The organism is Bradyrhizobium sp. IAR9, assembly GCF_013408065.1.
Lineage (GTDB): Bacteria > Pseudomonadota > Alphaproteobacteria > Rhizobiales > Xanthobacteraceae > Bradyrhizobium.
On the sequence record NZ_JACBZW010000001.1, the window covers coordinates 206,254 to 224,786 of the forward strand.

Sequence of the window (18,533 nt, forward strand, 5' to 3'; positions counted from 1 at the left end):
GACGTCCGATCAGGCGACGCGTTCCTCGCGCCTTCCCGATGCCAGGACGATTGCGCCTTCTTTTTCGAGAGCTTCGATCTGCTTCTGGTCGAACCCGTACTCGGCCAGCACCTCGCTTGTGTGCTCACCATAGACCGGCGCGCCCGATAGCACTTTGCCTGGGGTCTCCGAAAACTTGACCGGAAGACCGATTGTCTTGACCGGGCCGAGCGTGGAATGCTCGACCTCGACGACCATCTCGCGCGCCAGAGTCTGGGGATCGCTGAGCGCCTCCAGCATGTCGTGCACGGGTCCGCACGGCACGCCCTTCTCGTCCAGCGCCGCGAGCCAGTGCGCCCGCGACTTCGTGCGGAAGCGTTCGCTCAGCACCGCTTCGAGCACTTTGAGATTGGCCATGCGGTCGGCGCCGGTGACGAAGCGCGGATCGGCGGCGAGCTCACTTGCTCCGAGCGCTTCCAGCATCAACAACCAATGCTTCTTGTTGGCGCCGCCGACCACGAGCCAACCGTCGGAAGCTTCAAATGCTTGATACGGCGCATTAAGCGGATGGGCCGAGCCCATCGCGCGCGGTGCTGTGCCCGCGGCTAGCGCAATGGTCGACTGCCAATAGGTCTGCACCAGGGCCGCTTCATAGAGCGAGGTTTCGACCCACTGCCCCTCGCCGGTCTTGAGGCGGTGCGTATAGGCCGCGAGGATGCCCATGCTGGCGAGCAGGCCGGCGGTGATGTCGGACAGCGGCGGGCCGCATTTGACGGGCGGCCCATCCGGGCGTTCGCCAGTGAAGCTCATGATGCCGCTCATGGCCTGGGCGACGAGATCGAATCCCCTGCGGTGCTTGTAGGGACCGGTGCGGCCGAAGCCCGACAGCGAGCAATAGATCAGCGCCGGGAATTGCGCGTGCAGCGCCTCGTAGCCGAAGCCGAGGCGCTCCATCGCGCCCGGCGCAAAGTTCTCGACCAGCACGTCGGCGTCCGCAATCAACCGCCGCAGCACCTGCTTGCCGCCCTCGGTCTTGAGGTCCAGCACGATGCCGCGCTTGTTGCGGTTCATCATCAGGAAGGAGGCCGCCTCCTCGCCGATCTTCGGCGGCACCGAATGACGGGTGTCGTCGCCGTTCGGCGATTTCTCGATCTTGATGACGTCGGCACCCATGTCGGCGAGCATCAGGGTGCAGGTCGGCCCGGCCATGACATGGGTGAGGTCGACGACCCTGAGGCCGGCCAGCGGTCCCGAACGGCGGGGGTTGGTTTGCGATCGATCGCTTTGCATCGGGCCCGTCCTATTGGCCGCGCCACTGCGGGGCGCGCTTGTTGAGGAAAGCATCGAGCCCTTCGCGAAAATCCTGGCTCGTGTAGCACATCAGGATGAGGTCCTCGCCTTCGTCCCGGGTCAGCCGCCGTTGCAGGCGGGCCACCGCCTGCTTGGTCGCATTCAGCGTCAGCGGCGCGTGACTGGCGACGAGCCGGGCCACCTCGTCGGCGCGCTTGTCCAGCGCGGCAATGTCCTCGACCACCTCGCCGAGCAGCCCAACGCTCGCAGCCTCCGCGGCGTCGACGAGGCGCGCGGTGAAGATCAGGTCCTTGACGCGCGCAGCGCCAATCAGCGCGGTAAGACGGCTGACATTGGACATCGACAGGCAATTGCCGAGCGTCCGGGCAATGGGGAATCCGATCTTCGCGCTTGCCGTGCCGATGCGGAGGTCGCAGGCCGCGGCGATGCCGGCGCCGCCCCCGGTGCAAAAGCCGTTGATCGCCGCGATGGTCGGCACGCGGCACTGCTCGAGCGTGGTCAGCACGCGATCAATCCGGTTCTCGTAGTCGATCGCATCCTGCGGCGTCTTGAACTCGCGGAACTGATTGATGTCGGTGCCGGACGCAAAGGCCTTGTCGCCGGCTCCGCGCAGCACCAGCACCTTGATCGCATGATCGCTGTTGGCCTGCTCGCAGATCGCGGCGAGCCGCTCGTACATGGCGAAGGTGAAAGCGTTGCGGGCCTGCGGGCGGTTGAAGGTGATCCGCCCGATGCCGTCTTTGCATTCAAAAACGAGGTCGTCTGCCTCTACCGCCAGGTCCATTTCCTCATATCCTCTTGTTTTTTACATTTTTGAATGCAAAATCTGGGATTAGCAAGCTGGAACTTCGAAGTTTCGATCGAATATCCAAGTTTTGCATTCAAATTGGAGCGCTGGTCCCCATGCTTCACGAGGAAGTCGTCGGCCGTATCCGGGCCATTCTGCTCGACGGCGAAATCCCGCCGGGCGCTCGGATTCCCGAGCGCGAGCTGTGTGAGCGGCTTGAGATCTCGCGCACGCCGCTGCGCGAGGCGCTCAAGGTGCTGGCCGCCGAGGGCCTCGTGCAGCTGCTGCCGCATCGCGGCTCGCGCGCGGCAAAACTGACCGACAAGGACATGCGCGACCTGTTCGAGGTCTGCCAGGGCCTGGAGGCCCTCGCCGGCGAGCTCGCCTGCGAACGCATCACGGACGCCGAGATCGACGAGATCGCCGCCGCGCATGCGGCCATGGTGCTGCATTATCGCGATGGCGATCTGATCCAGTACTATCGCGGCAATCGCGCCATCCACGAGGCCATCGTCACCGCAGCCGGAAATCCCGTGCTCGCGGGGCTCTACACATCAGTAACGGCGCGCATCCGGCGCGCGCGCTACGTCACGCCGATGACGCCGCAGCGCTGGGCGCTCGCCGTGAAGGAGCACGACGCCATCCTGAACGCGCTCCAGCGCCGCGACGGCGCCGGCCTCTCCCACATTTTGCGCGCGCATCTCCGCCACAAGCGCGAAGAGGTGTTGCGGGCGGGCTTTGCCGAGACGGAAGGGACCGATCTCACGCTTAGAATTGCGTAAGGCGCAATTCGCGTTGTCCTGGCCGGCGGAGCGCGCGTCCACACGCGGCCGGCCCGCTGCCGCGGCTCGTTCGCGCTCCGCGTGAATCTGCGCACTAATTCCACTTGCTAGCTTGTCGCGGCCGGAGCAGCATACTTCTCTGCCGACCTGCGGCCGCGCGGCCGATCAGGCCGGTGCCAACGCGCGAACAGTCGCGCAAAATAAAAGACAAAAGCGAGGAACGCATGACAATCGATGTCTCACGTCGGTCCCTTCTCACGCTCGGAGCGGGCCTTGGTGCCAGCGCCATGCTCGGCACCAGCGCGATGGCGCGGGCACCCAAGCTCGGCACCCAGACGCCCTACTGGCACCGCTTCGTTCTCGGCGATGCCGAGGTCACCGTCGTGTCCGACGGGCCGCTGCCGCTCGGCGATCCCTCCGGAACCTTCACCGGCGTTCCCAAGGAAGAGGTGAAGAAGATGCTGGCGGACAATTTCCTGTCGCCGGACAACGTCGTGCTCGAACAGAACTCCCCGATCGTGAACACCGGCGACAAGCTCATCCTGTTCGATACCGGCATGGGCTCATCGAAGATGTTCGGCGCCAGCACCGGCCGGCAACAGAAGAGCATAACGGAGGCCGGCATCAAGCCGGGGGACATCGATGCCGTGGTGTGCTCGCATGCCCATATCGACCATATCGGAGGCATCGTCGACGAAGGCGGCAAGCCGCTGTTTCCGAACGCGCAGATCTACATCTCGCAGACCGATTTCGACTTCTGGACCGACGAAGGCAAGCTCGGCAGCCCGGCCAAGGACTTCGTCGTTCACGCCCGCAAGAACCTGCTGCCGGTCCGTGACCGGATCGTATTCTTCAAGGACGGCCAGGAATTCCTGCCGGGGGTCCAGGCGATCGCCGCGCCCGGTCACACCGTCGGCCACACCATCTTCATGGTGTCGTCGGCCGGCAAATCCTTTGCCTTCCTCGGCGACCTCTCGCACCATTCCGTGCTGCTGCTCGAACGGCCGCGCATGGAATTCTCCTACGACACCGACCCGAAGCAGGCGGCGGAATCGCGGGTGAAGTTGCTCACGATGCTCGCGGCAAACAAGGTCCCGGTGATGTCGTATCATTTCGCCTGGCCGGGCTACGGCCATGTCGCCAAGGCCGGCGACGGCTTCCACTATTATCCCCAGCCGATGCAGATGACGTTGTAGGTTCTCGCGATCAGGTCCGGACGGCGCGCGCCGTCCGGACCATTGATGCGCCCTATTCCGCGGGCTCGGCAACCGCGCCGGCGCCTGAGGCCGCAGCGTCCGCCCGGGCACCGGGGAATATCCGCTTCACCAGCACGAACAGCGCGGGCACGAAGAAGATGCCGAGCACGGTTGCGGCGATCATGCCGCCGGCGACGCCAATGCCGACCGCGTTCTGGCTGGCCGAGCCCGCGCCCGTCGCCACCGCCAGCGGCAGCACGCCGAGGATGAAGGCGAGCGACGTCATCAGGATCGGGCGCAGGCGCTGGCGCGATGCGTGCAGGGTGGCATCGACCAGGCTGCGGCCCGAAGCGATCTGCTCCAGCGCGAATTCGACGATCAGGATCGCGTTCTTCGAGGCCAGCCCGATCGTCGTGAGCAGTCCGACCTGGAAATAGACGTCGTTGGCCTGATCAAACAGCGTCGCCGCGAGCAGCGCGCCGAGCACGCCGATCGGCACCGTTAGCATCACCGCGAACGGGACCGACCAGCTCTCGTACAGTGCGGCAAGGCTCAGGAAGACGATCAGCAGCGAAATCGAATACAGATACAGCGTCTGGCTGCCGGTGAGCCGTTCCTGGAACGACAATCCGGTCCATTCATGGCCGTAGCCCTTGGGCAGCTTGGCCATCTGCTCCTCCACAGCCTGCATGGCGACACCCGAGCTGATGCCCTGCCCTGCCTGCCCCTGCAGCTCGACGGCGGCGACGCCGTTGTAGCGCTCGAGGCGCGGCGAACCAAAACTCCAGCGATCGGTCGCGACCGCCGAGAACGGCACCATCGAGCCCGAGGCGTTGCGCACATACCAGCGGCCGATGTCGCTGGTATCCATGCGGAACGGCGCATCGCTTTGCACATAGACCTGCTTGACGCGGCCGCGGTCGATGAAGTCGTTGACATAGGCGCCGCCCCACGCTGCCGACAGCGTGGTGTTGAGATCGCTGAGGTTGACGCCGAGCGCGGTGGCCTTGGCCTGGTCGACGTCGAGGTTGAATTGCGGCGTGTCGTCCTGTCCGTTCGGCCGGGCCTGTGCCACGCGCTTGTCCGCCGCGAGCTGCCCGAGCAGCTGGTTGCGCGCCTGGATCAGCGCCTCGTGACCGTTGCCGCCGGTGTCCTGGAGATAGAGGTCGAAGCCGCCGGCATTGCCGAAGCCGGGAATCGACGGCGGCAGCACCGCGAACACCATGGCGTCGCGGATTTTCATGAACGCCCCCATGGCACGGCCGGCCACGGCCTGCGCCGAGGCTGCAGGACTCTTGCGCTCGTCGAACGGCTTCAGGCTGACGAAGGCAAGGCCAACGTTCTGTCCCTGCCCTGCGAAGCTGAAGCCACTGACTGCGAACACGCCGTCCACGGCGTCCTTCTCGTTGTCGAGATATTGATGCTCGACTTGCTTGATGACATCGAGCGTACGCGTCGAGGTGGCGCCGACCGGAAGCTGGATCAGCGTCATGATCGTGCCCTGGTCCTCTTCGGGCAGGAACGAGCTCGGCAGCCGCTGGAACAGGACGTCCATGGCGGCGAGGATCGCCGCGAAGGCGATCATCACTCCCGCGATGCGCCTGATCGCACCGCCCGCGGTGCGCTGATAGCCGTCCGCCATGCGGTCGAAGCCGCGGTTGAACAGGCCGAAGAAGCCGCGCTGCGCGCCATGATGCTTCGGCGGCTTCAGGATCGTGACGCACAGCGCCGGCGTCAGCACCAGCGCCACGAGCACCGACAGCAGCATCGCCGTGACGATGGTGAGCGCGAACTGCCGGTAGATGATTCCGACCGAGCCGTTGAAGAACGCCATCGGAATGAACACGGCCGAGAGCACGACGCCGATCCCGACCAGGGCCCCGGTAATCTCGCGCATGGATTTCTCGGTCGCCTCGCGCGGGCCGAGCTTCTCCTCGGCCATCACGCGCTCGACGTTCTCGACCACGACGATGGCATCGTCGACCAGGAGGCCGATCGCCAGCACCATCGCGAACATCGTCAGCGTGTTGATCGAATAGCCGGCAAGCGAGAGCACGCCGAAGGTCCCGAGCAGCACCACCGGCACGGCAATGGTCGGGATGATGGTCGCCCGCCAACTCTGCAGGAACACGAACATCACGACGAAGACCAGCGCGATCGCCTCGAACAGCGTGTGAATCACCTTTTCGATCGACAGCTTGACGAAGGGCGTGGTGTCGTAGGGGTAGACGACGCGGAGCCCCTCCGGCATCGCGGCGCTGAGCTGGGCGACACGTGCCTTCACCGCCTCCGAGGCCGCGACCGCATTGGCGCCGGTCGCAAGACTGATGCCCATGCCCGCGGCGGGCTTGCCGTTGTAGCGCGCGGCGGAATCATAGGACTTCGAGCCGAGCTCGACCCGCGCGACGTCGCCGATGCGGACCGTCTGACCGGTCGTGGCCGTGCGCAGGATGATGTCCTTGAACTGCTCGACCGTCTGCAGGCGGCTCTGCGAGGTGATGGTGGCATTGAGCTGCTGGCCGCCGACGGACGGCAGGCCGCCGAGCTGGCCGGCGGTCACCTGGGTGTTCTGAGTCTGGATCGCCGCAGTCACGTCCCCAGGCATGAGGTTGTATTTCGCCAGCTTGTCGGGATCGAGCCAGATTCGCATGGCGTATTCGGCGCCAAACAAAGTCACCTGGCCGACGCCAGCGACGCGGCTGATGGGATCGTTGACCGAGGACGCCACGTAATCGGCGATGTCGCTGGCGGCGAGCCGGCCGTCCTCGGAGACGAAGCCGAGCACCATCAGGAAGCTTGCCGAGGACTTCACGACCTTGATGCCTTGCTGCTGCACCACCTGCGGCAGCAGCGGCGTCGCGAGCTGCAGCTTGTTCTGCACCTGCACCTGGGCGATGTCGGCATCGGCTTCGTTGGTGAAGGTCAGCGAGATCTGCACTTGGCCCGTCGAGGTGCTCGACGACGACATGTATTGCAGATAGTCGAGGCCGGTCATGTTCTGCTCGATGACCTTGGTCACCGAGTTCTCCGCGGTCTCGGCATTGGCGCCGGGATAGGTCGCCGTGATCGTGACCACAGTCGGCGCGATCTGCGGATATTGCGCGATCGGCAAGCGCATGATCGCGAGAACGCCGCCCAGCATGATCAGGATGGCGATGACCCAGGCGAAGATCGGCCGCTTGATGAAGAAATGGGACATGACGGTTACTGCTCGGCTGCGGCTGCTGCAGGCCGCGCATCGGCCTGCCGCGTCGGATTCACGGTGAGGCCGGTTGCGGGATCGACCGCGACCTCCACGGACTTGACGGGCGCCCCGGGGCGGGCCTTCTGCGTGCCCTCGACGACCAGGCGATCGCCGGCCTGGCGCCGGAGCGCACCAGCCAGTTGCTGCGGACATCCTCGCCGAGCTCCAGCATCCGCTGCTCGACCTTGCCGTCCTTGTCGACGAACATCGCCACTGCCTGCCCCAGCGGATTGCGCGAGACGGCGCGCTGCGGCACGAGGATCGCAGCCGGATCGACGCCGGCGACGACGCGGGCGCGCACATACATGCCCGGCAGCAGCGCCCGCTCGGGATTGGCGAAGACTGCGCGCGAGGAAACCGAGCCGGTGCTCTCGTTGACGCTGGCATCGGTGAAACCGTACTTGCCCTTGTGGCCGTAGGTCTTGCCGCTCTCCATCAGGAGCTCGACCTGCACACCCTCGGCGGGACGCTTGAGCTTTCCGCTCGCGATCTGGCTGCGCAGGCGCTCCATCTCCGAGGTCGACTGATCGAGGTCGACATAGACAGGGTCGAGCTGCTGGATCGTTGTCATCGCCGTCGCCTGGCTCGCGGTAACCAGCGCGCCGGGTGTGATGCTCGACTTGCCGATCCGGCCCGAGATCGACGCGGTGACCTTGGTGCGATCCAGCGAGATCGCGGCGGTGTCGCGGTTGGCTTGCGCCGCCTTCACGTCGGCCTCGCCCTGCTTGTAGGCGGCAACGGCATCATCGACGTCCTGCTGGCTCGCCGCGTTGGTCTGCAGAAGCTGGGTCTTGCGCGCAGCCTTCAGCTTGACGCTGACGAGCGTTGCCTCCGACCTCTGCACCGCGGCCTCGGCGCTCGCCAGACCCGCCTTGTACTGCACCGGATCGATCTCATAGAGCAGGTCGCCTTCCCTCACCTCGGCGCCTTCCACGAAGTCGCGCTTGAGCAGAATGCCCGTGACCTGCGGACGGACCTCGGAAACCTGATAGGCGACGACGCGGCCCGGCAGCAACGTCGAGATCTTCGCTTCCTGCGGTTTCAGGGTCATGATGCCGACCTCCGGCACCATCTGCGGCAATGCCGCTTGCGGGTTCTGCTCCCCGCAAGCGGCAAGCAGCAGGGCAATCAAGGGAACAGCGCGGACGATCGGGGGGCGCATGATGACGATCCATGGGTGAGTTGCGGCCCCTCGAGGAGGATCGCGCACGGAAACATTCGGAAACTAGTCAGTTTCCATCTGGAAACTTGATAGTTTCCTTCCCCGAAGTCAAGTGCTAGGCTGCCTGCGCAGCAGCGTTCAAGCAGTCGTGAAACAGCTCAGATTCAACGGCGGGTGTGTCCATGGCGAGAGAATCCAGAAATCAGAGACGTATTGCTCCGCCGTCGGAGCGGACCAAGCCGGCCGTCATCCTTCCCGCCCCCGACGCTCGCATGACGCAACTGCTGGCGGCGGCGAAGGACACCTTCACCAGCAAGGGATTTGCCGCGACCACGATGGACGACATCGCCGGTGCCGCCGGAATGTCGAAGAAGACGCTCTACAAATTGTTCGAGAGCAAGACCGAGCTGTTTCGCGCCATGCTGCTGCGCAGCCTGCCGGAAGCAGACTTCGCCGATGCCCCTTCGGAAGGATCACCAGTGATCCGACTTCGAAACATGCTGCGCGAGGCGGCCGACGTGGCGCTGTCGCCTGGCGAGATCGCCCTGCAGCGTCTGATCATCGGTGAACGTCAGGCCTCGCCGGAGCTGGGGCGCATGTTCGCCGAGGTCATCATGGAGAGCGGCACAGAGCATATCGTCGAGCTACTGAAGGCCGTTCGCCTGGAGCCTCGTTTCGCAGCTGTGCCGCTCCGCCTCATCGCCGAAATGCTGTTCGGCATGGTGTTCAGCCACGATCATTTCAGGCTGCTGACCGACACCGGATTCAAGCTCAATCGCCGCGTGCTGGACCGGCGGATCGACCTTGCGATCGCGACGTTCTGTGCAACCGAAGAGGCGCAAGCCTCGTAATATTCTGGCCCTCCGCAACCCCGGAGTCGGACCAAACAGGTTCGAGGGAGCCCGAGCATTGCTTGACGCAAATCAACATCCGACCGCTCGCGGCAACAATGCTGGCCTACGGAAACTCGGGCGAGCCGCGTCATGGACGATCTCTCGAAAATGGGGATTGATGCCGCCAGGCTGCCGGGCTGGCTGCGCTTCGTGGTGGTGATCGTGATCGTAGCGCTTGCCGCCGGCGCGAGCCTCGCTGCCTATCGCTGGTACGCCCGGCCCGTGACACTGTCGATCGCAGTCGGATCCCTGGATGGCGACGCTCCCAGGATCGTCTCGGCGCTCGCGAGCAGGCTTGCCGTCAACAACGCGCCAGTGCGCCTCAAGCTGGTCGAGACCGGCGGGCCCATCGAATCCGCCGCGGCGTTCTCGTCGGGCAAGACCGACCTCGCCGTCGTGCGCGGCGATGTCGGCGATCTCTCTCAAGCGCAAGCGATCGTCGTGCTCACCGAAGCCGTCGCCCTGCTGGTGGCTCCGCCGGGATCGGCGATCTCGGATATCGCCGGCCTGAAACGCACGACGGTAGGGGTTGTCGCCGGCGACACGAACCAGAAGGTGGTCCGCGTCCTCACCAGCGCATACGACCTTGGCCGCGCCAATGTCGTCTTCAAGAACATCGCGATGGACGACGTTCGCCGCGCGCTGGACGCGAAAGAGGTGCGCACGGTGCTTTTCGTCATGCCGCTCAGCGAGCGGTATCTGTCGTTGCTACGCCGCCTGTTCTCACAGACTGCCAAGACCGCGCCGATTCTGATCCCGATCGAAAATGCAGGCGCGATTGCGGAGAAGGAGCGCGCCTATGAGAGCTTCGACATCCCCAAGGGAGCGCTGCGCGGGTCCCCGCCAGTTCCCGCGGACGACGTCACAAGCTTGCGCGTCGCCTTCTATGTGGTCGCCAAGAAGAGCCTCGACAACGACGTCGTCGCCAGCTTCACGCAGGCCATCACTGCCGCGCGCAGGGACATCCTGTCGGAATGGCCGGTCCTCGCCCAGTTCAAGGCACCGGATACCGATGCCGGCGCATATCTCCCGGTCCATGCCGGCGCCGCCGAGTTCTACAATGGCAGCCAGCTAGGCTTCCTCGACAAGTGGAGCAACGTGATTTTTCTGGCGCCGATGGCGCTGGGCGCGCTTGCATCGATCGCGGCGGCGCTGTGGCGGTTTCTCCGGTCGAGCGAACACCAGCCGCGCGAACCGGCACTCGACGCGCTGTACACGCTCGGCCGACAGATCCGCGAGGCCAAAAACGAAACCGACCTGCTGGCGATCGAAGACCAGATCGACAATGTGCTTCGTAGCCAGCGCGCGAGATTGGACGGCGACGACGACCCGCTGGATGCTGCCACCCTCAACGTGGCGGCCCACCGCCTCGAGAACCTCATTCACGAGCGCAGGGCCGTGCTGACTGCAGCGCCCGCCGAGTCGCGGTAGCAGCGCGCTGTCAGCAGCCGAGCCTGTCGGCGATCCCGCCAAAGTCCTTGGCGACGATGTCCCAATTGCCGGTGGCTTCGAAATCGACCTTCTGGAGCGGACCGTACTCCGTCGGCCGTGCGACGAACGCGGTCTTCAGCCCGTTCTTCTGGGCGGCCGCGAGATCGCCGTTGTGGGCGGCGACCATCATCACCTCCTCCGGCTTGAGGCAAAGCAGCTTTGCTGCGCCGAGATAGGTCTCGGGATCGGGCTTGTAGTGCTCGAACAGCTCGGCCGACATGATGAGGTCCCACGGCAGTCCGGCGAACTTCGCCATGTTGGTGAGCAATGCGACATTGCCGTTCGATAGCGGCGAGATCACGAATTTCGACTTCAGCCGCGTCAGGCCCGCGACGCTGTCCGGCCAGGGATTGAGGCGATGCCAGCCCTTGGTGAGATAATCGAGATCGGCGTCGGTGAGGCCTTTGATCGAAAACTGCGCGACCAGCTTCTCCAGCGAGCGGCGGTGCAGATCATCCAGCATGACATAGCCGCGCTCGGGATGTTGCCGCACATCGTCCATCGAGGCCATGTACATGCCGCGCCAGCCATCGACCAGAGCGGTCCAGTCGGCGCTGATGCCGCGCTGCCTGCTCCACCACATGAAGTCCGAGATCAGGCTGGTGCGCCAATCCACGACGGTGCCGAACACGTCGAACACCAGGGCTTTGACGGCGGAGAGTTCGGACATGGCGCTTCCCGATTATTCTTATTGTCATTCCGGGATGCGCTGTTAGGCGCAGGCCCGGAATCCATACTCCCGATCGTGGTTATGGATTCCGGGCTCGACGCTTTGCGTCGCCCCGGAATGGGGGCAGTTGTTATGCCCTACTCAGTCCAGATGGAACTTCGCGAGCTCACGATGCTCGGCCTTGATGTAGCGCACGGTGCCGGTGACCGAGCGCATCACCACAGTCTCGGTCTCGATCACGCCGTCCTTGCGGAATTTGACGCCCGAGAGCAGCGAACCCGTGGTGACGCCGGTGGCGGCGAACAGGCAGTCGCCGCGCGCCATGTCCTCGATGCCATAGATCATCTTGGGATCGTTGACGCCCATCTTGGCGGCGCGCTCGCGCTTCTCGTCGGAATCGAGGATGAGACGGCACTGCATCTGGCCGCCGATGCAACGCAGCGCCACGGCCGCGAGCACGCCTTCCGGCGCGCCGCCGGTGCCGAGATACATGTCGACGCCGGTATTGTCGGGATCGGCGCAATGGATCACGCCGGCGACGTCGCCGTCGGTGATCAGGCGCACGGCAGCGCCGGTCGAGCGCACGCTCTCGATGATGCTGGCATGGCGCGGACGATCGAGCACGAGAACCGTGATGCCGTCGGGCTGGACACCCTTGGCCTTGGCGAGACGGCGGACGTTGTCGGCCGGCGTTGCATCGAGATCGACGACGCCCTTGTTGTAGCCCGGCCCGATCGCGAGCTTCTGCATGTAGACGTCGGGCGCGTGCAGCAGCGTGCCGCCGTCGGCCATCGCCATCGTGGCGATCGAGCCCGGCATGTTCTTGGCGCACAGCGTGGTGCCTTCGAGCGGATCGACCGCGATGTCGACCTGCGGACCGGCGTTCAGGCCGACCTTCTCGCCGATGAAGAGCATCGGCGCCTCGTCGCGCTCGCCCTCGCCGATCACGATGGTACCCTCGATCGGGAGCTTGTTGAGCTCGCGGCGCATCGCATCCACCGCAGCCTGATCGGCCGCTTTCTCGTTACCGTGCCCGCGCAGCCGCGCCGACGACACCGCCGCCCGCTCCGTCACGCGTACGATCTCCAACGTGAGGATGCGCTCGAGCAATGCGTGCGGGGGGACTGAAATATGGGTCGACATCGGCTTACTCCTTCGAAACGGTTTTGGACAGAAGTCTCTGCCCGCATCAACTCTCAACGCCCACGGTTCGTTCGCTCAAACCGCCTCATTGTTTCAGCATGACCTTTCCGGAAAACCGCTTCAACGCTTTGCGCTGGCGCGGCCCTCTGGGCCGGGGGGCACGCTCTAGTTCTTCTCGATCCGGATCACCTGCGGCCGTCCGCTGATCACCTTGTCCTTCTGCACGGCGGCTAGCGCGCGGCGCACCGCATCCTCATGCGTCGCATAGGTGATCAGGATGACGGGCACGGGGACCGCCTTGCCGTCGGCTGGCGCAGCGCCGCCATTGGGATGACGCTGCACGATCGACTCGATCGAAATCTTCTGCTCTGCCAGCCGGGTCGCGATCGCAGCCGCGGTGCCGGGGAAATCGCGCGCCAGAAGGCGGATGTAATAGCCGCCCTCGTGCCGCTCCATCGGCGCCTTCTTGGTGTCGCGCAAATGAGAAATCGGCCGGCCGAACGGATTGGCGCGGATGCCGCGCGCGGCATCGGCGATATCGGCGACTACGGCGGATGCCGTCGCGGCACCGCCGGCGCCGGGGCCGACCAGCGTGATCGGCGGAATGCCCTCGCCGTCGATCGTGACCGCATTGGTGACGCCCATCACCTGCGCGATCGAGGAGGATTTCGGAACCATGGTCGGATGCACGCGCTGCTCGATGCCCTTGGCGGTGCGCACCGCAACGCCGAGCAGCTTGACGCGGTAGCCGAGATCCGCGGCCGCGCGCAGATCTTCCGGCGCGATGGAGGAGATGCCTTCGACATACACTGCGCTTTGAGCAACTTTCGTGCCGAAAGCGAGGCTGGCGAGAATGGCGAGTTTTTGCGCGGTGTCGTGGCCGTCGACGTCGAAGGACGGGTTGGCCTCGGCATAGCCGAGCCGCTGCGCATCCGCGAGGCATTCGGCGAAGGACAGGCCCTCCTGCTCCATCCGGGTCAGGATGTAGTTGCAGGTGCCGTTGAGGATGCCGTAGACGCGGTTGATGCCGGTTCCGGCAAGTCCCTCGCGCAACGTCTTGATGACGGGGATCGCGGCGCCGACGGCTGCCTCGTAATTCAGCGCGCCGCCGTGCTTTTCAGCGGCTTTCGCCAGTTTCAAACCGTGCTTCGCGAGCAGCGCCTTGTTGGCGGTGACCACTGACTTGCCGGCGCTGAGCGCGGCCTCGACCGCCGACAGCGCGGGATCGCCAGCGCCGCCCATCAGCTCGACGAAGCAATCGATGCCGGGATGCGTGGCCAGCGCCATGGGATCCTTGACCCATTCGACGCCGCGCAGGTCGATGCCGCGCTTCTTCGCCTTCGAGCGCGCGGTGACGGCAACGACACGGATGCCGCGGCCGCTGCGGCCTGTAAGCACGCGGGCCTGCGTTTCAATCAGACGGACAACTTCGGCGCCCACGGTGCCGAGCCCCGCTATGCCCACTTTCAGGGGTGCAACCATGATGACTTAGAAAACCTGCCGAAGAGAACTTAACGCCGATTGGCGAGCGGAACGACGTTGTGCAACGTTTCGATGCCGCTTTCAAGGAAGCGTCGCACGCCGCGCGCGGCCTGCCTGATCCGTTGCTCGTTTTCCACCATGGCGATGCGGACATATCCTTCACCATGCTCGCCGAAGCCGACGCCGGGCGAGACCGCAACGCCGGATTTCTCCACCATCAGGGTCGCGAATTGCATGCTGCCGACGCTGCGGAAGGCTTCCGGCAGCGGCACCCAGGCGAACATCGAGGCCTCCGGCGGCGGGATCTCCCAGCCGGCGCGGCCGAACGATTCCACCAGCGCATCGCGGCGCTTGCGGTAGGTGTCGCGCATCTCCTTGATGCAATCGTCCGGGCCGTTCAGTGCGGCAGTCGCCGCGACCTGCACCGGCGTGAAGGCGCCGTAATCGAGGTAGGATTTGACGCGGGCGAGCGCTGCGATCACGCGCTCATTGCCGACCGCAAAGCCCATGCGCCAGCCGGCCATCGAATAGGTCTTCGACATCGAGGTGAACTCGACCGTGACGTCCATCGCGCCCGGCACCTGGAGCACCGAGGGCGGCGGATTGTTCTCGTCGAAATAGACCTCGGCATAGGCGAGATCGGACAGGATGAGGATCTCGTGCTTCTTCGCGAACGCGACGAGGTCCTTGTAGAAGTCGAGGCTCGCCACATAGGCGGTCGGGTTCGAGGGATAGCAGACGACGAGCGCCAGCGGCTTGGGGATCGAATGCACGATCGCCCGCTCCACCGCCTCGAAGAACTGCGGCGTCGGCTCCGACGGCACCGAGCGGATTACGCCGCCTGCCATCAAAAAGCCGAAGGCGTGAATCGGGTAGCTCGGGTTCGGACAGAGGATGACGTCGCCGGGCGCGGTGATCGCCTGCGCCACGTTGGCAAAGCCCTCCTTCGAGCCGAGCGTCGCGACGATCTGGGTGTCGGGGTTGAGCTTCACGCCGAAGCGGCGGGCGTAGTAGCCGGCCTGGGCCCGGCGCAGTCCGGGGATGCCGCGAGACGCCGAGTAGCGATCGGTGCGCGGCTTGCCGAGTGTCTCCTTCAGCTTTTCCAGCACATGCGAGGGGGCCGGCAGATCCGGATTGCCCATGCCGAGGTCGATGATATCGGCGCCGGCATTCCGCGCGGCCGCCTTGGCCCGATTGACCTGCTCGAACACATAAGGCGGAAGGCGGCGGATGCGGTAAAATTCTTCCATGGCTCTCTGGGCTCCGGGGCAACCGGTCAGGACAGAATCGACAGGCCTGGACGGCGATTCGGAAACGCGCCCATTTCCGTCGTGAAAATTACTCAAAATCAAGTGCTTAGAGCAATCATCGACGACGAAGACTGAAGTCGTTCGCCCTGACTCTCGGCTGAACCGTGGTCTTTTAGCACGGCAAGGCGGGGGCGCCAGCGATTACCTTGGAGCGGCTCATTTCGCATCCTTGCCGGCGACGGCCTGGCGATCGCGCGCGGCGGCGAGCTCAGCCTCGATCTTGGCACGTTGCTCCGGCGGGATGACCGCTTGATCGCGATCCGGCGGCAGGTCGTGCACCGGCAGATAGGTGCCGGGCTCCCTGGGATGCGCCTGCGCGTCCGTGGGCGTCATATCCGCGAGCTGGCTCGAGCAGCCGCCGACGGCAAGCGCCGCGATCAGCAGCGCGCCGCGGATCGGCAGCGTCTTTTGCAGGTCCCACAACGCCAACACTTGGGAAATCCCCTACTCGTCCCAAAGCACGGCCCCGGGCAACCTTACCCAAGACCGTGCCCAAGCTCAAACCATTGCTGCCCAAATGGTGCGAGCCAGAAAACAGCCAATGCCCACCAAGCCGAGCGGTGCGGCCCGAATGTGACGGAACCAAGAAGATTTGTCGCAGTGCAACACATCTTCGAGAGTGTTTAACGTCAAACATGCGAGCTTCGCGGTGACGAATACGGAATGAATCGTTACTGTTCTGCTCATGAGTATGGCCACGACCGATACGCCCAAACCCGAGACGAAGTTCGATGCGGAAGCCTTCGCGATGAATGTCGCGCGGGCGATGGAGAGCGGCGGCAAGGCGCTGGCCGCTTACCTCAAGCCGCGCGAGAGCGGCGAGGTGCAGGATCGCCCGCCGCCCGAGCTCACCGAGGTCGTCAAGACCTTCACCTCGGTTGCCGAATACTGGCTCTCGGATACGTCCCGCTCTTCCGATCTGCAGACCAAGCTCGCCAAGGACTATCTCGACCTCTGGGGCTCGGCGGTGCGCCGCATGGCCGGCCAGGACGCGCCGCCCGCGATCGCGCCCTCGCCGCGCGACAAGCGCTTTGCCGACCCGGAATGGAAATCGAACCAGTTCTTCGATTTCGTGATGCAGCTCTATCTGCTCACGACCAAATGGGCGCAGGAGCTGGTGCGCGATGCCGAGGGGCTCGATCCGCAGACCCGCCGCAAGGCGGAGTTCTACGTCCAGCAGGTCCTCAACGCGATCTCGCCGTCCAACTTCGTGCTGACCAACCCCGAGGTGCTGCGCGAGACCGTGACCAGCAGCGGCGAGAACCTCGCCCGCGGCCTGAAGATGCTGGCCGAGGACATCGCAGCCGGCAAGGGCATGCTGAAGATCCGCCAGTCCAATCCGGACAACCTCGTCGTCGGCGTCAACATGGCGACGACGCCGGGCAAGGTGATCTACCAGAACGAGATGATGCAGCTGATCCAGTATTCGCCGACCACGGAGACGGTGCTGCGCACCCCGCTCCTGATCGTGCCGCCCTGGATCAACAAGTTCTACATCCTCGATCTCAAGCCGGAGAAATCCTACATCAAGTGGTGCGTCGACCAGGGCATCACCGTGTTCGTGATCTCATGGGTCAATCCCGACAAGCGGCTCGGCAACAAGAGCTGGGAAGACTACATGAAGGAAGGTCCGCTCACGGCGATGGACGTGATCGAGAGGGTCACGGGCGAGATGAAGGTGCATACCGCCGGCTATTGCGTCGGCGGCACCATGCTCGCGACCACGCTGGCCTGGCTCGCCGAGAAGCGCCGCCAGCGCGTGTCGTCCGCGACGTTCTTCGCGGCCCAGGTCGATTTCACCCACGCCGGCGACCTCCTGGTGTTCGTCGACGAGGAGCAGATCACGGCGCTCGAGCAGGACATGAGGGCGGCCGGCGTGCTCGAAGGCTCGAAGATGGCGATGGCCTTCAACATGCTGCGCTCCAACGATCTGATCTGGTCCTACGTCGTCAGCAACTATCTGAAGGGGCAGCAGCCGAGCGCGTTCGACCTTTTGCACTGGAATTCGGACGCGACGCGGATGACCGCGTCGAACCATTCCTATTACTTGCGCAATTGCTATCTGGAGAACCGCCTCTCCACCGGCACGATGGTGCTCGACAACACGCTGCTCGATCTCTCCAAGGTCAAGGTGCCCGTCTACAACCTCGCCACCCGCGAGGACCACATCGCACCTGCTGAATCGGTGCTGTATGGCTCGCAGTTCTTCGGCGGCCCGGTGAAATACGTGCTGTCGGGCTCGGGCCACATCGCCGGCGTCGTCAATCCGCCCGCCTCGAACAAGTACCAGTACTGGACCAACGACAACATCAAGGACGTCAACGTCGCGCAATGGATGAAGGAAGCCGTCGAGCACAAGGGCTCGTGGTGGCCGGACTGGCGCCAATGGCTGGGCGAGCTCGATCCGGAGCAAGTCCCGGCGCGCAGCGTCGGCAGCGACGCCCTGCCCCCGATCGAGGACGCGCCCGGCAGCTATGTCAGGGTTCGCGCATAGCGGACTCTGCCGCGCTCTTATATAGACTCGCTCTCAAGGCAGCAGCGACGACAGAGGGGACCGGACTATGACGCGCGAATTGTTCTGGCTGACACTGACGGTGATCCTGACCGGCATCCTCTGGATTCCCTACACCATCAACCGGTGCCAGGTCCGCGGTCTCAGTGGCGCGCTGGCCAATCCCTCGCGCGGCGACAAGCCGCAGGCGGAATGGGCGAACCGCCTGATGTTCGCGCACGACAATGCGGTCGAGAACCTCGTGCTCTTTGCGCCGCTGGTGCTGATCCTCAACGCGATCGACTATTCGACAAAATGGACCGTGCTCGCCTGCGCCGTCTATTTCTGGTCCCGCGTCGCGCATCTCATCGTCTACGCGATCGGCATCCCGGTGTTCCGCACGCTGGCCTTCACCGTCGGCTTCCTCGCCCAGGCCGTGCTGGTGCTGGCGATCTTCAAGGTGGTTTGATTTCGTGTCCCGGACGCGCGAAGCGCGAGCCGGGACCCAGATGGCCGCAAACGAAGCAGAAAACATGGGCCCCCGGCTCAGCAGCGCACCGCCAAGTGGCGCTGCGCTGCGTCCGGGGCACGA

15 protein-coding genes are annotated in these 18,533 nt (G+C 64.8%); 6 read left to right on the top strand and 9 right to left on the bottom strand.

Annotated features, from left to right (window positions below):
* Positions 1 to 9: 9 nt before the first annotated feature.
* Positions 10 to 1,269 carry a CaiB/BaiF CoA-transferase family protein gene (locus GGD67_RS00980; protein ID WP_179730560.1) on the bottom strand — a complete coding sequence of 420 codons (1,260 nt, stop codon included), beginning with the start codon at positions 1,267 to 1,269 and terminating at the stop codon, positions 10 to 12.
* 10 nt (positions 1,270 to 1,279) lie between these two features.
* Positions 1,280 to 2,074, bottom strand: coding sequence for an enoyl-CoA hydratase/isomerase family protein (locus GGD67_RS00985; RefSeq protein ID WP_018323066.1), 795 nt, complete (start codon positions 2,072 to 2,074; stop codon positions 1,280 to 1,282).
* Between the two features lie 119 nt (positions 2,075 to 2,193).
* On the opposite strand from GGD67_RS00985, the gene GGD67_RS00990 reads away from it, so the two are divergent.
* Both GGD67_RS00990 and GGD67_RS00995 read left to right on the top strand, forming a co-directional pair.
* Positions 2,194 to 2,859 (top strand): GntR family transcriptional regulator, encoded by a 666-nt coding sequence (locus GGD67_RS00990; protein ID WP_026202870.1) that lies wholly within the window; start codon positions 2,194 to 2,196, stop codon positions 2,857 to 2,859.
* A gap of 224 nt (positions 2,860 to 3,083) precedes the next feature.
* The gene (locus tag GGD67_RS00995; RefSeq protein WP_179730561.1) at positions 3,084 to 4,055 is read left to right on the top strand and encodes an MBL fold metallo-hydrolase; all 972 of its coding nucleotides are present in this window, start codon (positions 3,084 to 3,086) and stop codon (positions 4,053 to 4,055) included.
* 52 nt (positions 4,056 to 4,107) lie between these two features.
* Here GGD67_RS00995 and GGD67_RS01000 read toward each other — a convergent pair whose 3' ends face one another.
* Positions 4,108 to 7,254 (bottom strand): efflux RND transporter permease subunit, encoded by a 3,147-nt coding sequence (locus GGD67_RS01000; protein WP_179730562.1) that lies wholly within the window; start codon positions 7,252 to 7,254, stop codon positions 4,108 to 4,110.
* Between the two features lie 58 nt (positions 7,255 to 7,312).
* Entirely contained in the window at positions 7,313 to 8,461 is a 1,149-nt protein-coding gene (locus GGD67_RS01005) for an efflux RND transporter periplasmic adaptor subunit (RefSeq protein ID WP_246784238.1), read from the bottom strand.
* A 272-nt stretch (positions 8,462 to 8,733) separates the two neighbouring features.
* Between GGD67_RS01005 and GGD67_RS01010 the strand changes: the two genes are divergently transcribed.
* Together GGD67_RS01010 and GGD67_RS01015 are read left to right on the top strand one after the other, a co-directional pair.
* Positions 8,734 to 9,312 carry a TetR/AcrR family transcriptional regulator gene (locus GGD67_RS01010; protein WP_018323062.1) on the top strand — a complete coding sequence of 193 codons (579 nt, stop codon included), beginning with the start codon at positions 8,734 to 8,736 and terminating at the stop codon, positions 9,310 to 9,312.
* A 132-nt stretch (positions 9,313 to 9,444) separates the two neighbouring features.
* Entirely contained in the window at positions 9,445 to 10,785 is a 1,341-nt protein-coding gene (locus tag GGD67_RS01015) for a TAXI family TRAP transporter solute-binding subunit (RefSeq protein WP_179730563.1), read from the top strand.
* 10 nt (positions 10,786 to 10,795) lie between these two features.
* Here GGD67_RS01015 and GGD67_RS01020 read toward each other — a convergent pair whose 3' ends face one another.
* The 5 genes from GGD67_RS01020 to GGD67_RS01040 form a co-directional block, all read right to left on the bottom strand.
* Positions 10,796 to 11,515 (bottom strand): haloacid dehalogenase type II, encoded by a 720-nt coding sequence (locus tag GGD67_RS01020; RefSeq protein WP_018323060.1) that lies wholly within the window; start codon positions 11,513 to 11,515, stop codon positions 10,796 to 10,798.
* Positions 11,516 to 11,656: 141 nt separating this feature from the next.
* Positions 11,657 to 12,658: a class II fructose-bisphosphatase gene (glpX, locus tag GGD67_RS01025; protein ID WP_018323059.1), complete on the bottom strand. Its 1,002-nt coding sequence runs from the start codon at positions 12,656 to 12,658 to the stop codon at positions 11,657 to 11,659.
* Between the two features lie 165 nt (positions 12,659 to 12,823).
* Complete coding sequence (locus GGD67_RS01030) at positions 12,824 to 14,140, bottom strand: homoserine dehydrogenase (RefSeq protein WP_179730564.1); 1,317 nt, start codon at positions 14,138 to 14,140, stop codon at positions 12,824 to 12,826.
* A gap of 29 nt (positions 14,141 to 14,169) precedes the next feature.
* Positions 14,170 to 15,390 (bottom strand): LL-diaminopimelate aminotransferase, encoded by a 1,221-nt coding sequence (locus GGD67_RS01035; RefSeq protein ID WP_018323057.1) that lies wholly within the window; start codon positions 15,388 to 15,390, stop codon positions 14,170 to 14,172.
* 216 nt (positions 15,391 to 15,606) lie between these two features.
* Positions 15,607 to 15,882, bottom strand: a complete 276-nt coding sequence (locus GGD67_RS01040; RefSeq protein WP_049815128.1) for a hypothetical protein — start codon at positions 15,880 to 15,882, stop codon at positions 15,607 to 15,609.
* 253 nt (positions 15,883 to 16,135) lie between these two features.
* On the opposite strand from GGD67_RS01040, the gene GGD67_RS01045 reads away from it, so the two are divergent.
* Both GGD67_RS01045 and GGD67_RS01050 read left to right on the top strand, forming a co-directional pair.
* Positions 16,136 to 17,944 (top strand): alpha/beta hydrolase, encoded by a 1,809-nt coding sequence (locus tag GGD67_RS01045; RefSeq protein WP_179730565.1) that lies wholly within the window; start codon positions 16,136 to 16,138, stop codon positions 17,942 to 17,944.
* A 67-nt stretch (positions 17,945 to 18,011) separates the two neighbouring features.
* Positions 18,012 to 18,410 carry an MAPEG family protein gene (locus GGD67_RS01050; RefSeq protein WP_018323054.1) on the top strand — a complete coding sequence of 133 codons (399 nt, stop codon included), beginning with the start codon at positions 18,012 to 18,014 and terminating at the stop codon, positions 18,408 to 18,410.
* The last annotated feature ends 123 nt before the right edge of the window (positions 18,411 to 18,533 follow it).

Bases quoted from the DNA above. Each gene is read 5' to 3' on its own strand.
- GGD67_RS00980 (WP_179730560.1), bottom strand. From the start codon at position 1,269: ATGCAAAGCGATCGATCGCAAACCAACCCCCGCCGTTCGGGACCGCTG.
- GGD67_RS00985 (WP_018323066.1), bottom strand. From the start codon at position 2,074: ATGGACCTGGCGGTAGAGGCAGACGACCTCGTTTTTGAATGCAAAGAC.
- GGD67_RS00990 (WP_026202870.1), top strand. From the start codon at position 2,194: ATGCTTCACGAGGAAGTCGTCGGCCGTATCCGGGCCATTCTGCTCGAC.
- GGD67_RS00995 (WP_179730561.1), top strand. From the start codon at position 3,084: ATGACAATCGATGTCTCACGTCGGTCCCTTCTCACGCTCGGAGCGGGC.
- GGD67_RS01000 (WP_179730562.1), bottom strand. From the start codon at position 7,254: ATGTCCCATTTCTTCATCAAGCGGCCGATCTTCGCCTGGGTCATCGCC.
- GGD67_RS01005 (WP_246784238.1), bottom strand. From the start codon at position 8,461: ATGCGCCCCCCGATCGTCCGCGCTGTTCCCTTGATTGCCCTGCTGCTT.
- GGD67_RS01010 (WP_018323062.1), top strand. From the start codon at position 8,734: ATGACGCAACTGCTGGCGGCGGCGAAGGACACCTTCACCAGCAAGGGA.
- GGD67_RS01015 (WP_179730563.1), top strand. From the start codon at position 9,445: ATGGACGATCTCTCGAAAATGGGGATTGATGCCGCCAGGCTGCCGGGC.
- GGD67_RS01020 (WP_018323060.1), bottom strand. From the start codon at position 11,515: ATGTCCGAACTCTCCGCCGTCAAAGCCCTGGTGTTCGACGTGTTCGGC.
- glpX (WP_018323059.1), bottom strand. From the start codon at position 12,658: ATGTCGACCCATATTTCAGTCCCCCCGCACGCATTGCTCGAGCGCATC.
- GGD67_RS01030 (WP_179730564.1), bottom strand. From the start codon at position 14,140: ATGGTTGCACCCCTGAAAGTGGGCATAGCGGGGCTCGGCACCGTGGGC.
- GGD67_RS01035 (WP_018323057.1), bottom strand. From the start codon at position 15,390: ATGGAAGAATTTTACCGCATCCGCCGCCTTCCGCCTTATGTGTTCGAG.
- GGD67_RS01045 (WP_179730565.1), top strand. From the start codon at position 16,136: ATGAGTATGGCCACGACCGATACGCCCAAACCCGAGACGAAGTTCGAT.
- GGD67_RS01050 (WP_018323054.1), top strand. From the start codon at position 18,012: ATGACGCGCGAATTGTTCTGGCTGACACTGACGGTGATCCTGACCGGC.